Annotated in this window: 18 protein-coding genes; 13 read left to right on the forward strand and 5 right to left on the reverse strand. The window is 69.9% G+C overall.

The genetic code is table 11. The features are described 5' to 3' along the window. Nucleotides 1-109: 109 nt before the first annotated feature. From ABTU92_RS09255 to ABTU92_RS09310, 12 genes are all read left to right on the forward strand, one after another. Complete coding sequence (locus ABTU92_RS09255; protein ID WP_408089855.1) at nucleotides 110-1,258, forward strand: cupin domain-containing protein; 1,149 nt, start codon at nucleotides 110-112, stop codon at nucleotides 1,256-1,258. A gap of 77 nt (nucleotides 1,259-1,335) precedes the next feature. Beyond that, a complete protein-coding gene (locus ABTU92_RS09260) occupies nucleotides 1,336-2,463 on the forward strand; it encodes an LVIVD repeat-containing protein (protein ID WP_408089857.1) in 1,128 nt (375 codons plus the stop codon). A gap of 64 nt (nucleotides 2,464-2,527) precedes the next feature. Further along, nucleotides 2,528-2,926, forward strand: a complete 399-nt coding sequence (locus ABTU92_RS09265) for a RidA family protein (protein WP_408089859.1) — start codon at nucleotides 2,528-2,530, stop codon at nucleotides 2,924-2,926. Nucleotides 2,927-3,004: 78 nt separating this feature from the next. Continuing rightward, on the forward strand, nucleotides 3,005-3,895 hold the full coding sequence (locus ABTU92_RS09270) for an ABC transporter ATP-binding protein (RefSeq protein WP_408089861.1): 891 nt from the start codon (nucleotides 3,005-3,007) through the stop codon (nucleotides 3,893-3,895). Further along, nucleotides 3,892-4,731, forward strand: coding sequence for an ABC transporter permease (locus tag ABTU92_RS09275; RefSeq protein ID WP_408089863.1), 840 nt, complete (start codon nucleotides 3,892-3,894; stop codon nucleotides 4,729-4,731). The genes ABTU92_RS09270 and ABTU92_RS09275 overlap by 4 nt, the downstream gene beginning before the upstream one ends. A gap of 39 nt (nucleotides 4,732-4,770) precedes the next feature. Beyond that, nucleotides 4,771-5,814: an ABC transporter substrate-binding protein gene (locus ABTU92_RS09280; RefSeq protein WP_408089865.1), complete on the forward strand. Its 1,044-nt coding sequence runs from the start codon at nucleotides 4,771-4,773 to the stop codon at nucleotides 5,812-5,814. Between the two features lie 23 nt (nucleotides 5,815-5,837). Next, nucleotides 5,838-6,467: a glutathione S-transferase family protein gene (locus tag ABTU92_RS09285; protein ID WP_408089867.1), complete on the forward strand. Its 630-nt coding sequence runs from the start codon at nucleotides 5,838-5,840 to the stop codon at nucleotides 6,465-6,467. Nucleotides 6,468-6,520: 53 nt separating this feature from the next. Then, on the forward strand, nucleotides 6,521-7,054 hold the full coding sequence (locus ABTU92_RS09290; protein ID WP_408089869.1) for a TRAP transporter small permease: 534 nt from the start codon (nucleotides 6,521-6,523) through the stop codon (nucleotides 7,052-7,054). Nucleotides 7,055-7,067: 13 nt separating this feature from the next. Then, nucleotides 7,068-8,336, forward strand: a complete 1,269-nt coding sequence (locus ABTU92_RS09295) for a TRAP transporter large permease (RefSeq protein ID WP_408089871.1) — start codon at nucleotides 7,068-7,070, stop codon at nucleotides 8,334-8,336. A gap of 17 nt (nucleotides 8,337-8,353) precedes the next feature. Then, nucleotides 8,354-9,397: a TRAP transporter substrate-binding protein gene (locus ABTU92_RS09300; RefSeq protein WP_408089873.1), complete on the forward strand. Its 1,044-nt coding sequence runs from the start codon at nucleotides 8,354-8,356 to the stop codon at nucleotides 9,395-9,397. 28 nt (nucleotides 9,398-9,425) lie between these two features. Beyond that, the gene (locus ABTU92_RS09305; RefSeq protein ID WP_408089875.1) at nucleotides 9,426-11,090 is read left to right on the forward strand and encodes a GMC family oxidoreductase; all 1,665 of its coding nucleotides are present in this window, start codon (nucleotides 9,426-9,428) and stop codon (nucleotides 11,088-11,090) included. Nucleotides 11,091-11,285: 195 nt separating this feature from the next. Beyond that, nucleotides 11,286-12,788 carry an aldehyde dehydrogenase family protein gene (locus tag ABTU92_RS09310; protein WP_408089877.1) on the forward strand — a complete coding sequence of 501 codons (1,503 nt, stop codon included), beginning with the start codon at nucleotides 11,286-11,288 and terminating at the stop codon, nucleotides 12,786-12,788. Between the two features lie 245 nt (nucleotides 12,789-13,033). Here ABTU92_RS09310 and ABTU92_RS09315 read toward each other — a convergent pair whose 3' ends face one another. The 4 genes from ABTU92_RS09315 to ABTU92_RS09330 all read right to left on the reverse strand — a co-directional run bounded on the left by ABTU92_RS09315 (nucleotide 13,034) and on the right by ABTU92_RS09330 (nucleotide 15,249). After that, the gene (locus tag ABTU92_RS09315; RefSeq protein WP_408089879.1) at nucleotides 13,034-13,453 is read right to left on the reverse strand and encodes a VOC family protein; all 420 of its coding nucleotides are present in this window, start codon (nucleotides 13,451-13,453) and stop codon (nucleotides 13,034-13,036) included. A gap of 113 nt (nucleotides 13,454-13,566) precedes the next feature. Then, the gene (locus ABTU92_RS09320) at nucleotides 13,567-14,118 is read right to left on the reverse strand and encodes an NADPH-dependent FMN reductase (protein WP_408089881.1); all 552 of its coding nucleotides are present in this window, start codon (nucleotides 14,116-14,118) and stop codon (nucleotides 13,567-13,569) included. Nucleotides 14,119-14,192: 74 nt separating this feature from the next. Continuing rightward, nucleotides 14,193-14,738 (reverse strand): VOC family protein, encoded by a 546-nt coding sequence (locus ABTU92_RS09325; RefSeq protein ID WP_408089883.1) that lies wholly within the window; start codon nucleotides 14,736-14,738, stop codon nucleotides 14,193-14,195. A 49-nt stretch (nucleotides 14,739-14,787) separates the two neighbouring features. Beyond that, nucleotides 14,788-15,249, reverse strand: a complete 462-nt coding sequence (locus ABTU92_RS09330) for a DoxX family protein (protein WP_408089885.1) — start codon at nucleotides 15,247-15,249, stop codon at nucleotides 14,788-14,790. A gap of 279 nt (nucleotides 15,250-15,528) precedes the next feature. Here ABTU92_RS09330 and ABTU92_RS09335 point away from each other — a divergent pair, with 279 nt between their 5' ends. Next, nucleotides 15,529-16,455: a LysR family transcriptional regulator gene (locus ABTU92_RS09335; RefSeq protein WP_408089887.1), complete on the forward strand. Its 927-nt coding sequence runs from the start codon at nucleotides 15,529-15,531 to the stop codon at nucleotides 16,453-16,455. A gap of 3 nt (nucleotides 16,456-16,458) precedes the next feature. Here ABTU92_RS09335 and ABTU92_RS09340 read toward each other — a convergent pair whose 3' ends face one another. Next, nucleotides 16,459-17,421 (reverse strand): hypothetical protein, encoded by a 963-nt coding sequence (locus ABTU92_RS09340; protein ID WP_408089889.1) that lies wholly within the window; start codon nucleotides 17,419-17,421, stop codon nucleotides 16,459-16,461. Nucleotides 17,422-17,538: the final 117 nt, after the last annotated feature.

A 17,538-nucleotide genomic window follows, 5' to 3' on the forward strand; every position in this document is an offset into this window, starting at 1 on the left:
GGCCGGACCAATAAAGAAGATTGGTGCCAAATCGGCCCGTTGACGGAGAACCTTTTGCTGCTAGCCTTTCGTCATTGGTTCCGCCGACGCACCCCCGATGGAGTCCTCCATGTCGACGAACGTGCATCGTCTCCCCAACCGCGACACCGCCCTGAAGGCGCTCTACGACGAGATCGGCGCCAAGAACATGTTTCCGTTCTGGGCGACCTCGGCGGACGTGCAGAACGACGAGATCAAGCAGCTGATGGCGACCTCGCGGGCCGTGCCGTTTCTCTGGCGCTGCGCCGAGGACATCGAACCAATCCTGAATCGTGCCGTCGAATTGGTCACGATGGACGACTCGGAGCGCCGCTCGCTGGTGCTGGTCAATCCGGGCCTCGCGCCGAAGCGCGCCACCGTCTCGACCATGTACACGGCCTATCGGCTCAACGACGCCGACGAGATCATGCCGCCCCACAAGCACTCGCCGAGCGCGGTGCGGTTCGGCCTGAAGGGCAAGGGCAATTTCACCGGCGTCGACGGCGAGAACATCGTGTTCGGCCCCGGCGACCTGGTGCTCACGCCGAACGACACCTGGCACAATCACGGCACGGTCGGCGGCGAGCAGGCGCTCAATCTCTCGGTGCTCGACTTCCCGCTGGTCGAGACCCTCAACGCCGTGCACTTCGATCATCACTACGCCGAGGAGGTCGACGGCGTGATGGTGCCGATGAAGCAGCAGTCGGAGCGATTCCCGTCCGACTACTCGCAGCGCATCTACGGCTATGGCGGCCTGATGCCCCGCTTCGCCAGCAAGGAGAAGCGCGGCGCCGGCTTCTCCTCGCCGATGTTCGTCTATCGCTGGGACATGATGCGCGAGCTGCTCGAGCGTCACAAGGACTGGGACGGCGACGCCCACGAGGCCCTGATGGTCGAGTACATCGACCCGACCACCGGCCAGCCGGTGTTCAAGACCATCACGTTCTTCGTGCAGATGCTGCGGCCCGGCGAGCGCACCCTGCCGCTGCGCCAGACCGCCAACCTGCTGGTCGCGCCGTTCGAGGGCAAGGGACACTCGATCGTCGACGGCAAGCGTTTCGACTGGAACGCGCACGACACGCTCGCGGTGCCGGGCGGCATGTGGTGCGAGCACGTCAACGGCTCCGACACGGACCCGGTGTTCCTGTTCGTCGCCAGCGACGAGCCGACCCAGAAGAAGCTCGACCTCTATCGCAAGTGGGGCAAGACCAAGGACGACAGCATCGTCCGCCTCGTCTGATCTCGTCAGGATCTCGGCGCGACGCCGCGCTCTGCGCGGCGCCGCACCCCCGTGCCGAACCGACGAACGAGGCTGCCTTGCTGTCACACGCCAACACCACACTCGTCTCTCATGTCGATTGCCCCGGTGGCGGGCAGGTCTGGGTCGAAGGTACCACGATGTATGTGGGCCATCAGCGACCGACCAGCGGCACCACCATCTTCGACGTCTCCGATCCGGCGTCGCCGCGCCATCTCGCGACCATCGACGTTCCCGACGGCTGGCACTCCCACAAGGTGCGCGTCGCGGGCGACATCATGGTCTGCAACATGGAGAAGTTCGGCAAGGGCGCGCCTGATCAGGTCGGCGGCGGCCTGACCATCTGGGACGTGTCGAAGCCCGCCACGCCGACGCTGATCTCGCGCTGGGACACGATCGGCGGCGGCGTCCACCGCTTCGACTTCGACGGCCGCTACGCCTACATCTCGCCGACCGTCCAGGGCTATGTCGGCAACATCGTGATGATCCTCGATCTGATCGATCCGACGAAGCCGACCGAGGTCGGGCGTTGGTGGATCCCCGGCCAGTGGACGGCCGGCGGCGAGGCGTATCCCTGGGAAACCTGGGTCCCGCCGCGCTGCCATCATCCGCTGCGCTTCGGCGACCGGCTCTATGTCAGCTACTGGCACCACGGCTTCTTCATTCTCGACATCTCCGACATGGCGAAGCCGACGCTGGTCTCGCACGTCAACACCAGCCCCACGTTCCCGCATCCCACCCACACCTGCCTGCGCTTCCCGCAGAAGCTGCAGGGCCGCGACATCATGGTGGTGGCCGACGAGGATGTCGCCAAGCTGTGGCCGGCGCCGCCGAGCTTCGCCTGGGTCTACGACATCACCAACGAGCGGCTGCCGACCTCGATCGCGACGTTCCAGGTGCCGGGCCTCGATCTCGACGGTCGCCCGCAGCCGCCGATGACCGGATGCCATCAACCGTCCGAGCGTTTCGTCGGCTCGGTCGTGCCGTTCGCCTGGTTCGCGCAGGGGCTCCGGCTGGTCGACTTCGCCGATCCGTTCCGGCCCCGCGAGGTCGGGCATTATCTGCCCGCGCCGGCGCCGGGCGCCGACCGGCCGTCGTCCAACGACGTGACGGTCGACTCGCGCGGGCTGATCTATCTGGTCGATCGCGTCAACGGGGTCGACATCATCGAGACGACGGCCTTCTGACGCCGCTGTCCGGCGACGTCGTTCTCACGACTGCGATCATCGAACGCGACGCGAGGATCCGAGCATGACCGAGACGCTGGACAAGAAGCCGGCCGTCTACGCCATCGGCAAGAAGAACCCGAACCTGCCGTTCCACCCCGCCGTGCGGGCCGGTGACTTCATCTTCGTCTCCGGCCAGGTGGCGAAGGACGAGAACGGCAACATGCTGTCGGGAACCATCGAGGAGGAGACGGCCGGCACCATCGAGTCGATCCGCCGCATCCTCGCCGAGGAGGGCGCGACGCTCGCCGACGTTGTGCGGGTCACGACCTATCTCGAGGACCCCCGCGACTTCGGACGTTACAACAAGGTGTTCGGCGAGAAGTTCAAGGACGCCGTGCTGGCCCGCACCACCATCGAGGCGCGCGCCGTGATCAACACCAAGATCGAGATGGACGCCATCGCCTACAAGCCGCGCCGCTGAGACGCGGTGAGAGTCGTCGCGCGCTACTGATTGGCGGCGCGCGACACGCCAGCCAGTCCCGAACCGTCGAGCGAAGCCGTGCGGTCCATCGCCCCCGTCAGTTCCGTCGCCGACTCCGCGCCGAAGCCACCTGCGGCCGAGGCCCACATCGTCGGGCGCGGCATCAGCGTCGACTTCGCTCACGACGGTACCGTCCAGCGCGTGCTCGCCGGGATCGACATCACGGTCGGGCGCGGCAGCTTCGTGTCGCTGATCGGCCCGTCGGGCTGCGGCAAGAGCACGCTCCTGAAGGTGATGGCCGGCCTGCTGACTCCGAGCGAGGGCGCCATCACGGTCGGCGGCCTCGCGCCCGGCGAGGCGGCGAAGCGCCACATGATCGGCCTCGTCTTCCAGGAGGCGACGTTGTTGCCGTGGAAGACGGCGCTGGAGAACGCCGCCTTCCTGCTCACCGTCGGCGGCCGCGCGACGCCGAAGGACGTCGCGCTCGACACGGCGATGGCGATGCTGCGCCTGGTCAAGCTCGAGGCCGCGGCGAACAAGCTCCCCTCGCAGCTCTCGGGCGGCATGCGCCAGCGCGTCGCGATCGCCCGCGCGCTCGCGCTCGATCCCGAGGTGTTGCTGATGGACGAGCCATTCGGCGCCCTCGACGCCATCACGCGCGAGGAGATGAGCCGCGGCCTGCTCGACATCTGGGAGCGCACCGGCAAGACCATCGTGCTGGTGACGCATTCGATCGACGAGGCCGTGTTCCTGTCGCGCGACGTCCACGTGATGGCGACCAATCCGGCTCGCATCATCGAGACCCTGCCGATCGACCTGCCGGCGCATCGCGACGAGGAGACGTTCGATCTTCCGGCCTTCGCGCAGGCCGAATCGCGGCTGCGCCATCTGCTGATCCAGAGCCACGCAGTGCAGCCGATCGGAACGCACGCGCAGGGCGCGCATCCGCGCGCGGGAGAGCGTCGATGAGCACCCTCGATCAGGCGACGTTTCGGCCGCGCGCCGTCGCGCGAGGCGCCATGCTCCGCCGCGTCCGTCGCGCCGCCTCCGAGCTGCTGCCGCCGCTCGCGCTGCTGCTCGGCGTCCTCGCGGCTTGGGAAGCCGCGATCCGGCTCCTGAACGTCTCGTCCTTCGTGCTGCCGGCGCCGTCCGCCATCGCCGTGTCGCTGGTCGAGAACTGGCCGATGCTGCTCGTGGCCTCGCGAGTCACCGCGATCGAGATTGCGGCGGGCTTCGTGCTCTCGGCCCTCGTCGGTATCGCGGTCGCGCTCGCCATCGTGCGGTTCGAGCGCTTCGGCCGCGCCCTCTATCCGCTCGTCGTGCTGTTCCAGACTGTGCCGAAGATCGCGCTCGCGCCGATCTTCATCCTGTGGTTCGGCTACGACCTCGCGCCCAAGGTGGTGCTGATCGTCGTCATCGCCTTCTTTCCTGTGGCGATCGACATGATGCACGGCCTGCAGTCGGTCGAGCCCGGCTTCATCGCGCTGATGCGCTCGGTCGGCGCGAGCCGCGGCGAGATCCTGCGCCGCGTCCAGATCCCGTATTCGTTGCCCTCCCTGATGGCGGGCCTCAAGGTCGCCGTGACGCTGAGCGTCATCGGCGCCATCGTCGGCGAGTTCGCCGGCGCCTCGGCCGGCCTCGGCTACGTGATCCAGCTCTCGTCGACGCAGCTCGACACGGCGCTGGTGTTCGCCGCCCTCGTCGTCGTCTCGGTGCTCGGCCTCGCCTTCTACTACGCGCTCGAGCTCGCCGAGCAGCTCCTGGTGCCGTGGGCCGCGAAGTACGACCCGCTGCACCGCTCCTGACCAGCCGACGACGACACCCCGATGCGGAGGACCGACACGATGACCACCCCGTCCCGGAGATCGCTCGTCACGCGGCTCGCCGCCGTGGGCGCCGCGACTGCGCTTCTCGCCGGCCTCGCCGCGACGCCGGCCGCCGCCGCCGATCAGGTGAGCGTGCAGCTCGATTACGTGGTCCGCGGCAATCACGCGATGTTCTTCGTCGGCCAGGCGAAGGGCTTGTTCGCCAAGCACGGCATCGAGGTGACGGCGATCCGGCGCGGCACCGGCTCGGCCAACACGATGCGGATGATCGGTGCCGGCAATGCCGAGTTCGGCTTCGGCGACCTGCCGACGCTCGCCATCGCGCGCTCGCAGAACGTGCCCGTGGTGGCGCTCGCCGCCGTCAACCAGAAGAGCCCGATGGCGATGATCTCGATCGCCGCCAAGCACAAGCTGACCAAGCCGCAGGACCTGAAAGGCCTGAACTTCGCCGTGCAGCCCAGCGGCTCGACCTACATCTTCACCAAGGCGTTCTTCGCGGCCAACGGCATGACCGAGGAGGACGTGAAGCGCGCCACCGTGTCGCCGCCCTACGAGAACTATCTGCTGCTCGGCCGCGTCGACGCCGTGCCCGGCTACATCGACGCCGAGGTGCCGGAGCTGGAGGCGAAGGCGGGCGGTCCCGGCTCGCTGTCGATCCTGCTCGGCTCCGACTGGGGCTACAAGGCCTACGGCTCCGGCCTGATCACGTCCGAGAAGATGATCGCCGACAAGCCCGATCTCGTGCAGCGTTTCGTCACCGCCTATCTCGAGGCGTTCAAGGCGGTGATCGAGAATCCGGCCGAGGCGGTCGACATCGTGATCAAGGCCAATCCCGAATACGCGCCGAAGCGCGACGTTCTGATGAAGCAGATCGAGGCCGACATCGCCGCGTCCTTCTTCAGCGAGGACACCAAGGCGAACGGCATCGGCGCGATGAGCAAGGAGGCCTGGGAGTCGACGACGAAGACGCTCCTCGACCAGGGCGCCATGAAGCAACCCATCGACGTCTCGGCGGCCCTCGCCGGGCAATTCGTCAAGGCGGCGAACGCGCTGCGGCGCTGAAGCCCCGAACAGGAGGACAGGCAATGCTGAGACTGCTCGGACGCAGCACGTCGGGAAACGTGCAGAAGGTGATCTTCCTCCTGGAAGAAATCGGACTCTCCTATGTGCGCGAGGACTACGGCCGCCAGTTCGGCAACACCACGACCGACGCCTATCGCAAGCTCAACCCGAACAGCAAGGTGCCGACCCTGATCGACGGCGACGTCGTGATCTGGGAGTCGAACACCATCCTGCGCTATCTCGCCGCCCTGCACGCGCCGGCGCTGACGGGTGCGACCCCGGCCGAGAAGACCGAGGTGGAGCGCTGGATGGACTGGCTGCTCGCCAGCGTCAACACGGCCTACGTGGCGGTGTTCAAGGACGCCAAGAAGCCGGTCGAGGAGCGCAGCGCCGACTTCGCCACCCAGGCCGCCGACCTCGTCGCCGCGATGAAGATCCTCGACGGCCATCTCGCCGGCCGCGACTTCGTCGCGCTCGGCCGCTTCACGCTCGCCGAGGTCGCGCTCGCGCCGATCATGAAGCGCTGCCTCGGCTTCCCGATCGAGCGGCCGGACGTCCCGGCGCTCGCCAAGTGGCAGGCGGCGATCGACCAGCGGCCCGCCTTCGCGGTGGCGACCGGCGCCAAGCCGAGCACGCTCGTCAGCGCCGCCTGACGGTCTGACGCTCGCGCGGCCCGAGGGAGAGCACGGTGGTGGACGAGACCGTCATGACGATCGAACGCGAGCCGCCGACTGCCGTGCCGCTCGCCACCTGGCTGGCCCGCGCGGTCGCGCGGGCCGGCCGCGCGATCCTCGGGCTGGTGCTGATCGGCATGGTGCTGCTGAATGTCGCCAACGCGCTCGGCCGCTACCTGTTCGGCAGCGTGTTCGTCGGGGCCGACGAGCTTCTCGTCTTCGCCATGGTGTGGCTGGTGATGATCGGCGCGCTGTTCGTCACCGCCGACCGCTCCCACATCGCGCTCGACTTCCTGCCGCTGCGCGCCTCGGTCCGCACGCGGCTGGCGCTGGCGATCGTCCACCACGTCGCGATCGCCCTCGGCGCCGGCTACGCGGCGATGCAGTCCTACGGCTTCGTCGGCCGCGTCATGATGACGGGCCAGACCAGCATGGCGCTCGGCCTGCCGATGACGATCCCACACACGGCGCTGCTGGTCGGCTTCGGCGGCTGCGCCCTGATCGCCGCTGCGCTGGTGGTCGCCGACGGGGTGGAGCTGGCGCGCCGTTCGGGGATCGACGCGTGATCTGGACGCAGCCATGATCTGGACACTCGGAGCGATCCCGCTCGTCCTCCTGGCGATCGGCACGCCGATCTTCGCGCTGTTCCTGATCGGGGCCGCGCTCACCTTCGCCACCGTGATGACGGTGCCGCCGATCGCCGTCCATCAGGTGATCTACGGCGGGCTGGAGAACTACGCGCTGCTGGCGGTGCCGTTCTTCATCTTCGCCGGCGAGCTGATGGGCCGCGCCGGCATCGCCGACCGGCTGATCGCCTGGGTGCTGGCGCTGGTCGGCCGCACGCCGGGCGGGCTCGGGGTGGCGACCGTCGGCGCCTGCACGCTGATCGGCGCCATCTCGGGCGCCTCGACCGCGACCGTCGCGGTGATCGGCCGGGCGCTCTATCCCGGCCTCGCGCGCGACTACGGCCCGCGCTTCGCGTCCGGTCTCGTCAGCACCTCGGGCTCGATCGACATCGTGATCCCGCCGAGCATCGCGATGATCCTCTACGGCGCCGCGGCGGAGGAATCGATCCCGCGCCTGTTCGCCGGCGGCGTGCTGCCCGGCCTGCTGATCGCCGGTATGATGTGCGCCTATGTGATAGCGCAAGGCGCGCGCGCCCCTGGCAGCACCCGAGTCGGCTTCTCGCTGCGACGGTTCGGGACGACCACGCGCGACGCCCTTCCGGCCCTGATGATGCCGGTCGTGATTCTCGCCGGCATCTATCTCGGCTGGTCGTCGCCGACCGAGGCGGGCGGCTTCGCCTGCCTCTACGGCGTGATCGTCGGCCGCTTCGTCTATCGTGAGATGAGCTGGGCCGACGTGCTCGACTGCGCCACGCGCTCGGCGATCCTCACCGCGCAGATCCTGATCGTCGTCGCGGCGGCGGCCGTGTTCGCCTGGCTGCTCACCGTCAACGGCATCCCGCGCGCCCTCACGGAGGGCCTCGCGGCGCTCGATCTGCCCCCCTGGGGCTTCCTGATGGCCGTCAACGTGCTGCTGCTGATCGTCGGTTGCTTCCTCGACCCGACCTCGGCCATCGTGGTGCTCACACCGCTGCTGGTGCCGCTGGTCAAGCATCTCGGCATCGACACGGTGCATTTCGGCATCGTCATGACCGTGAACGTCGCCATCGGCATGTTCACGCCGCCGTTCGGGCTCAACCTGTTCGTCGCCCGCTCGGTGCTCGGCGTGCCGCTGGAGACGCTCTACCGCGGCGTCGTCCCGTTCGCCCTGGTTCAGCTCGCCGCGCTGCTGATCATCACCTACTGGCCTGCCCTCACGCTCCTGCTCGCTCGCGCCATCTAGCCCCCCCGGAGACCGCCATGTCGTCGCAACGCCCCGTCCTGTCCCGACGCTCGCTCGCGGCGCTCGCCGCAACGCTCCTCGCCGCCGTGGCCACCGTGTCCCCGGCGTCGGTCACGCCGGCTGCCGCCCAGACCGTGATGAAGCTCGCCAATGCGACCATCAACGACGTCCAGCACGAGTGGCAGAAGCTGTTCGCGGCGGCGCTGCAGAAGCGTGTCGGCGACAAGGTGAAGGTGGAGATCTATCCGGCGAGCCAGCTCGGCGCCATCCCGCGCATGGCCGAGGGCGTGTCGCTCGGCACCATCGAGTCCTTCATCACGCCGACCTCGTTCGTCACCACGCTCGATCCGCGCTTCCAGATCTTCGACGTGCCCGGCCTGTTCGTCTCGCCCGAGCACGTCAGCGCCGTGATCCACGATCCGACCTACCGCGACCACCTCGAGACCATGTTCGTCAATCGGGGGCTGCGGGTCATCGGCGCCATATACAACAGCCCGACCCTGGTGCTGTTCAAGAAGCCGGCGCCCACCCTCGAGGCGATGAAGGGCATGAAGGTGCGCACCTTCGCCTCGCCCCTCCAGATCGAGCCGATGAAGTCGATCGGCACCATCCCGGTGCCGCTGGCGCTCTCCGAGGTGATCCCGCAGCTCCAGTCGGGCGGCATCGACGGCGTGCTCGCCGGCATGCCGATCCTCACCGCGTTCAAGTACTACGACGTCGCCAAGCACGTGACCGACCTCAACTTCGCGCACATCGTCTCGGTCAATCTGGTCAACGAGGCGTGGTTCCAGGCGCAGCCCAAGGACGTCCAGGAGGCGATCCGGGCCGCCGGCCGCGAGGCCGAGCAGCAGGCGTTCGGCTGGGGCGTCGAGAACGTGAAGAAGGCGAACGCCGTGTGGCTGGAGAACAAGGGTGAGATCCTGAAGCTCCCGGAGGCCGAGCAGGCCAAGATGATGCAGGGCTTCGTCGCGCTCGGCACCAGGATCGTCGAGCAGAACCCGGCCGCCAAGGCCGAGTTCGTCAAGCTCAAGGCCGTGGTCGACGCCAAGGCGCCGAAGTGATCGGAACACCGGGGTCGAGGCGCCGCGCATGACCGTCAGCGAGTACGACTACGTGATCGTCGGCGCCGGCTCGGCGGGCTGCACGCTCGCCGCCCGGCTCTCCGAGGCTCCCGACGTGACGGTCCTGCTGCTCGAAGCCGGCGGCTCGGATCGCGATCCGCTGATCCAGCTGCCGCTCGGCTGGGGCCGGATTCTTCAGAAGCGCCTCTACGACTGGGGCTACGAGACCGAGCCGGATCCGGCGACCGGCAACCGCGCCATGGAGTGCATGCGCGGCAAGGTGTTGGGCGGCTCCTCCTCGGTCAATGCGATGGCCTATGTGCGCGGCCATCGCAGCGACTACGAGCGCTGGGCCGCGGGCGGCGCGGCCGGCTGGTCGTGGGGCGACGTGCTGCCCTATTTCCGCAAGCAGGAGAGCTGGGAGGAGGGCGCGAGCGCCTACCGGGGCGGCGCCGGCCCGCTGGCGACGCAGCGCTCGCGCTACGCCGATCCGCTGATCGACGCCTATGTGGCGGCGGCCGGCCAGGTCGGGCTTCCCTACAATCCGGACTACAACGCGGCCGAGCAGTTCGGCATCGCGCGCATGCAGAAGACCGTGCGCAAGGGCCGTCGCGCCAGCGCGTCCGCGGCCTATCTGCGGCCGGTGCTGTCGCGGCCGAACCTGACGTTGCGCCTCAACGTGCTCGTGCATCGCGTCGTGATCGAGAAGGGGCGCGCCGTCGGCGTCGAACTCTCGTCGGGCGGTGCGGTCGAGACCGTGCGGGCGGGGCGCGAAGTGATCCTGTGCGGCGGCGCCATCGCCTCGCCGCAGATCCTGATGCTGTCCGGCGTCGGCGATCCGGCGGCGCTCGCGCGCCACGGCATCGCGGTCGCGGCGGCGCGCCCGTCGGTCGGCAAGAACCTGCAGGATCACGTCGCGGCGCTGATGATGTACGGCCGCCGCGATCCTGGGCCGGTTCATTACAACATGCGGATCGACCGGCTCGCCGTCGCCATCGCCCGCGGCTATGTGCTCGGCACCGGCTTCGCGGCCGATCTGCCGGGCGGGCTCACCGCCTTCGCCAAGACCGATCCGGCGCTCGCCGTGCCGGACACCCAGATGCTGTTCATCGCCGGGCCGCTCGGCGCCGCGCCGTATTGGCCGGGCCAGAAGGGTTTCGCCGACTCGTTCTCGGCCCGCATCGTGCTCCTGCGCCCGGAGAGCCGCGGCGAGATCGCGCTGCGCTCCGCCGATCCGACCGCGCATCCGCTGATCCGCCAGCGTCTCCTGGCCACGGACAAGGACTGGGCGACGATGCGGCGCGCCGTCGCGCTGTTCCGCGACATCGGCCGGCAGTCGGCCCTGAAGGCGTTCACGGACGGCGAGATCGGTCCGCTGGGGCGCGCGACCGGCGAGGCCGAGATCGAGCAGGCGGTGCGCGGCACCGCCGTCACGGCGCACCATCCTTGCGGCTCGTGCCGCATGGGCGCCGCCGACGATCCCGCCTCGGTGGTCGATCCCGAGCTGAAGGTGATCGGGGTCGAGGCCTTGAGGGTGGTCGATGCCTCGGTGTTCCCGGATCTGGTCGGCGGCAACATCAACGCGCCCGTGATCATGATCGCCGAGCGTGCCGCCGATCTGATCCGCGGCCGCGTCGCGGTGGCGCCCGCCACGCCCGCCGCCGTGCCGGAGCCGATCGCCGTCGCGTCCTAAAGAATGAGAGGGGCCGAGACGCCGGCTCGGTGTTCCGCTGGTCCCCGCGAAGGCGGGGACCAAGGGCGAGGCGGCACGGACAATCTGGATGCCCGCCTGCGCGGGCATGAGCGGAGGGTGGGGCGGACGCGGTGCATGCGCTCCGGTCGGTCCCTCCCGATCAGCGTGACGTGACAAGAAACCGGGAGCATTGCCATGAACACCCCCGTCGCGCCCAAATCCCTCGCCGCGATCGCGCTGAAGCTGCCCGCTTCGCGCGGCGCCTATTACGGCGGGGCCTGGCACGCGCCGAGGACCGGCCGGCATCTCGACCAGATCAGCCCCGGCACCGGCGAGTCGCTCGGCGCGGTCGCCGACTGTGGGGCCGAGGACATCGACGCGGCGGTCGCGGCGGCGAAGCAGGCGTTCAAGGACTGGCGCCGCGTCCCGCCGCTCGAGCGCGCAAAAATGCTGCGCGAGGTTGCGCGGGTGCTGCGGGAGAATGCCGGCGAGCTGGCGATGCTCGACGCGGCCGACTGCGGCAACCCGGTCTCGGAGATGATCGCCGACGCGACGATCGCGGCCGCGCAGCTCGATTTCTTCGCCGGCCTCGTCACCGAGATGAAGGGGCACTCGATCCCGATGGGTCCGGACCGGGTCAACTTCTCGGTGCGCGAGCCGCTCGGCGTCGTCGGCCGCATCGTGCCGTTCAACCATCCCTTCATGTTCGTCGCCGGCAAGGCGGCCGCGCCCCTCGCGGCCGGCAACACGGTCGTGATGAAGCCGCCCGAGCAAGCGCCGCTCTCCTCGCTGCGGCTCGCCGAGCTGATCGACGGGCTGCTGCCGCCCGGCGTGTTCAACGTCGTGCCGGGCGGCCGTGACGCCGGGGCGCGGCTCGCGAGCCATCCCGACGTCGCCAAGATCGCGCTGATCGGCAGCGCCGCCACGGGTCGCGCCGTGATGAAGGCCGCCGCCGACACGCTGAAGGGCGTGCTGCTCGAACTCGGCGGCAAGAACGCGCTGATCGCGTACCCCGACGCCGATCCGGACGCGGTCGCGGCCGGCCTCGTCGGCGGCATGAATTTTACATGGTGCGGCCAGTCCTGCGGCTCGACGAGTCGGGCTTTCATCCACGACAGCATCTACGACGCCGTGCTGGAGCGGGTGAAGGTGCGCATCCGGCATTGGAAGCCGGGCGTGCCGACCGATCCGTCGACCACCATGGGCGCCATCATCTCCAAGGTGCAGTACGACCGCGTGCTCGACTACATCGCCTCGGCGAAGCAGGAGGGCGCGCGCCTCCTCACCGGCGGCGGCCGGCCGGACGACCCGGCGCTCGCCAAGGGCCTCTACATCGAGCCGACCGTGTTCGCCGACGTGACGCCGACCATGCGCATCTTCAAGGAGGAGATCTTCGGGCCCGTCGTCGGCGTGATCCGATGGACCGACGAGGCCGCGATGCTCGATCAGGTCAACGCGGTCGAGTACGGTCTCACGGCGTCGATCTGGACCAACGATCTCACGACCGCGCATCGCGCCGCCGCGAGCGTCGAGGCCGGCTGCATCTGGGTCAACGACACCAGCAAGCATTTTTTGGGCGCGCCGTTCGGCGGCTACAAGCAGTCCGGCATCGGCCGCGAGGAGTGCCTGGAGGAGCTCCTGTCGTTCACCCAGGAGAAGAACATCAACATCAACCTGGCGGTGCCGAAGGCGAGGTGAGGGGACCCGGGCCCCGCTTCGCAACCAGCGCGTCCCGTGTGGCTTCACCCCCCTCCCTGTCCCTCCCCCACAAGGGGGGAGGGAACGCTGGAGCCGCAGCGTCACGATTAAAGGTGAGATATCGCTGTAGAGCAATGTGCCGAGGCTCGCCGCAGCGTGCTCCCTCCCCCCTTGTGGGGGAGGGATGGGGAGGGGGGTAGGCCCCGGACGCGGAGCTGCTGAGACAATCCCAAGCCCCCGAAGCCTCACCCCGCCGGCGGCGTGATGATCATCCAGCTCACGCCGAAGCGGTCGGCGACCATGCCGAAGCGTGAGGCGAAGAAGGTCTTGCCGATCGGCATCTGCACGGTGCCGCCGTCGGCGAAGGCGGCGAACAGGCGGTCGGCCTCGGCGTCGCCATCGACGGTCAGCGACAGCGAGATCCCCTGGAAGTCCGGCTGGCCGGCGCACCGGCCGTCGGAGACCATCACCACGGTCTCGCCGATCCGCAGTTCGGAGTGCATCACCTTGTCGGCCCAGTCCGCCGGCAGCACGCCGGGCGGCGGCTGATCCGGGGCGTCCTTGAATCGCATCAGGAAGGTCGACTCGGCGCCGAGCACGGCCTTGTAATACGCGATCGCCTCGTCGCAGCGGCCGTCGAAGAACAGATAGGGCTGCACCTTCATGGTCGTCTCCGGTCCGGCCCCGCCCCCATCGACGGCGGCCTCTCCCGAAAGACGAACGGGCCGGCGTCGTTCCGACACCGGCCCGTGATTTGTTTCGCTCCGGCCGTGCCGGATCAGCCCGCGTGGGTTTTCACGAAGGCGAGGTAGCGGTCGAGCCAGCCCTTGACGAAGTCGCGGCTCGCCGCGCCGATCGACCCGTCGGCGTCGAACAGGCCGTCCTTCATCTGGATGAAGGCCTCGGGTTGGCCGAGCGTCGGCATGTCGAGATAGGCCAGGATGGTGCGCAGGTGCTGCTGGGCCAGCGCCGTGCCGATGGCGCCGACCGAGACGCCGATGACGCCGGCCGGCTTGCCGCCCCAGGCGCTCTGGCCATAGGGGCGCGAGGCGTGGTCGATGGCGTTCTTGAGCACACCCGGGACCGAGCGATTGTACTCCGGCGTCACGAAGATCACGCCCTGCGCGGCGGCGATCTCGGCCTTCAGGCGCTTCACGCTCGGCGCCTGGTTGCCGTCGTCGTCCTGGTTGTAGAGCGGCAGGTCGCCGATCTCGACCGGCACCAGCGTCACGTCCGCCGGGGCGAGCTTGGCGAGCGCCGCGGCGAGCGTCTTGTTGAACGAGTCGCGGCGCAGGCTGCCGACGACGACGGCGATCTTGGTCTGGCTCACGGGGGGGCTCCTTTGTCTTTCGAGGGCGTCGAGGTCAGGTTCGTCAGTTCGGGCTCGGTCGAGGCTGTCCCGCGTCAACGCGCCGGCGCGCCGGAAGGGGCGTTGCGCAGGAGGCCGTCGAGATCGAGCGGCCGGGTCACCATGGCGAGCCGGCCGTCGGGGGTGCGCGGCCAGTCCGCCGGGTCGCGGTCGCGGTAGAGCTCGACCCCGTTGCCGTCGGGGTCGCGCAGATAAAGGGCCTCGCTGACGCCGTGGTCGCTGGCGCCGTCGAGCGGGACATCGGCGGCGGTCAGGCGGCGCAGCGCGTCGGCGAGCGTCGCCCGGCTCGGGTAGAGCAGGGCGACGTGGTAGAGGCCGGTGCTGCCGCGCGGCGGCGGCGACCCGCCCCGGCTCTCCCAGGTGTTGAGGCCGATGTGGTGGTGGTAGCCGCCGGCCGAGACGAAGGCCGCCTGGCTGCCGTAGCGCTGGATCAGCTCGAAGCCGAGCACACCGCACCAGAAGGCGAGCGCCCGGTCGAGATCGGCCACCTTGAGGTGGACGTGGCCGATCCGCACCGCCGGGTCGATCGGCGCCGGCGTCAGGTCCGGCGCGATCCGGGTCAGGGTGTCGGGCTGGGCCATGGCGGCCTCCTGCTGTTTCAGGCGGGTGTGTGCCGGGGGTGAACGCCGGTCAGCGCGTCTGGGTCACCGGGCCGCCGATCCGGGCGGTGCGGCCGAACAGGGCGCCCGGGCGGAGTGCGTAGGCACCGTCGCCGAGCAGGGCCTGGACGACGAGCGTGACGGTCCAGAACACCGGAAACTCCCAGCCGCCGCCCTTGGCCGTGAACAGCCAGCCGTTGCCGGCGTGCTGCAGCGTCGCGCCGATCAGGATCGGCAGCAGCAGGAGGGCGATCCACCGGGTCCACAGGCCGAGGATCAGGGCGAGGCCGCCGCCGATCTCGCCGAGGATGACGAGGTAGGCGAAGAAGGCCGGGTAGCCGAGGCTCTGGAAGTAGCCGGCCGTGCCGGCGAGGCCGAAGGTCGCGACCTTCAGCAGGAGCCCGTGGGCGATCAGCAGGGCGCCGAGGCTGACGCGCAGCAGCAGGGCGGCATACGGGGCGGTGCGGGTGTCGATGCTCGGGGTGGCGGACATGGAAGCCTCCGTGGGGGTGAGCGGTTTCGCTGGAGGCAATGTGGCATCCCGGCGCTGGTTTGATTATTCCTTCCATTCGGATATGATTTCGCACTCTTGGTGTGAGGTGGCTGCAGGCGGCTTTGAGCGGTCCGGTGACGTGGACCCGCGCTCCGCTCATTCCCGCGAAAGCGGGAATCCAGAGCCGCACATCGGGAGGCCCCTGGGTCCCCGCTTTCGCGGGGACGAGCGGCAGTCGGGTCCATCACAGCCGAAGAGCGCCGTCGGAGCGGACAAAAAATGCTCGATCGGGTCACCGGCATGCAGGTGTTCGCCCGGGTGGCGGGGCTCGGCAGCCTGTCGGCGGCGGGCCGGGCGCTCGGCATGTCGCAGACCATGGCGACCAAGCACCTGGCGGCGCTCGAGGCGCGACTCGGCACCAAGCTCCTGCACCGCACCACGCGCCGGCTCACCCTCACCGAGGCGGGGCGGCGCTATCTCGAATCGGTCGAGCGCATTCTCGCCGAGCTGGAGGAGGCCGATGCGACCGCCTCGGTCGAGACCGTCGAGGTGCGCGGCACGCTGCGGCTCAACGCGCCGTTCTCGTTCGGCATCCGCGAGATCGCGCCGCTGCTGCCCGAGTTCTCGCGCCGCCACCCCGACCTCGTCGTCGATCTCGGCCTCAACGACCGTGTCGTCGACCTGATCGAGGAGGGCTGGGACATGGTGGTGCGCATCGGGCGGATGCAGAGCTCCACCCTGGTGGCCCGCAAGCTCGCCCCGTCGCGCCTCGTCGTCTGCGCCGCGCCGTCCTACCTGGAGCGCCGCGGCACGCCGCGCACCATCGCCGACCTCGCCGGCCACGATTGCCTCGGCTACACGCTGTCGCAGACGGTCGGCGCCGGCCGCTGGGCGTTCGGGCGCGACGCCCGCCATGTCGTCGAGGTGAAGGGCAGCCTCGCCGCCAACAACGGCGACGCCCTGGTGGTCGCGGCGGTCGGCGGGCAGGGCCTCGTCTTCATGCCGAGCTTCCTGGTCGCCCGCGAGATCCGCGCCGGGCTCCTGGTGCCGCTCGTCCTCGACGAGCCGACCCCGGAGCTCGCCGGCGTCTACGCGGCCTATCCGTCGAGCCGTCGCCCACCCGCCAAGGTGCGGGCCTTCATCGACCTGCTGGCCGAGCGCTTCGCCCCGGTGCCGCCCTGGGATCGCGACGTCGCGCCGGCGTGAGCGTCAGCGCGCGTCGGCGCCGACCGGCGGGCGCGGATGGGCGTGCAGCATCATCAGGCGGCCGGCGCCGGCCGCCAGCGCGTCCGCCAGGATGGCGGCGAGCCGCAAGGCCAGGACGATCACGGCAGCCCCGGTGCCCACCACCGGGGCCAGCAGCACGGTCAGCACCACCTCGCGCACCCCGAGCCCGGCCGGCGCACCCGGCATCACGAAGCCGGCCAGCCAGGCGGCGGCGCAGATCGCCGACAGCGAGACGAGGTCGCGCGTCACGTCGGGGGCGACGAGGCCGATCAGGGCGTCGAGCGCCAGCCCCATGGCCGCGAAGGTCGCAATGTCGAGGCCGACCGCGAACAGCATGCGGGCGACGGCGCGGCGTGAGGCGAAGACGCGGGCGACCACCGAGCGCTGCAGCACCACCATGACCAGGAGCGCGACCCCGGCCATGCCGGTGACGGCGAGCGAGAACTCGCCGGCGATGCGAAACGGCAGGCTCCAGTCGAAGCGGCCGAGCGCCGCCGCCAGGCCGACCAGGACGCCCGTGGCGGTGAGCAGGCACAGCGCCTCGGCCATCGCCACGGTGAGCGACTCGCCGATGGTCACGCCGAACGGCGCCAGCGCCGCGTGCCGGTGCGCGTATTGCAGCACGTTGCCGGGCCGGTAGCGGTCGAGCTGGGTGTAGAGGAAGATGCCGAACAGGCAGCTCTTGCGCATCGTCGGCCGCACCAGCAGGCGCAGCAGCACGACCCAGCCGATCCCGGTCAGCACGGCGCCGAGCGCCTGCAGGCCGGTGGCGCCGAGCAGCACCGCGAGGCTCTCGCCGGGTGCCGTGGCGAGCGCCGCCGGCAGCCCGTGGATCACCGCCTGCCAGACGACGAACGCCATCCCGGCGGCGCTGGCGAGCGGGCCGAGATGGTCGGCGAAGCGGCGGGTCGCGGGCGGGGCCGCGGTGGATTTCAGGTCGGTCATGGGGTGCCCGGGCAGGAGCAGGGCCTAGCCCCCAGCTATGTCACCGCGCCCGGCCCGTCACAAGCACCGCCCCGCCGCATACGTGCTCTCCCGATGGGGGGAGCACATCCGAGGTGT

This window comes from Rhodoplanes sp. SY1 (assembly GCF_046000175.1).
Taxonomy (GTDB): domain Bacteria; phylum Pseudomonadota; class Alphaproteobacteria; order Rhizobiales; family Xanthobacteraceae; genus Rhodoplanes.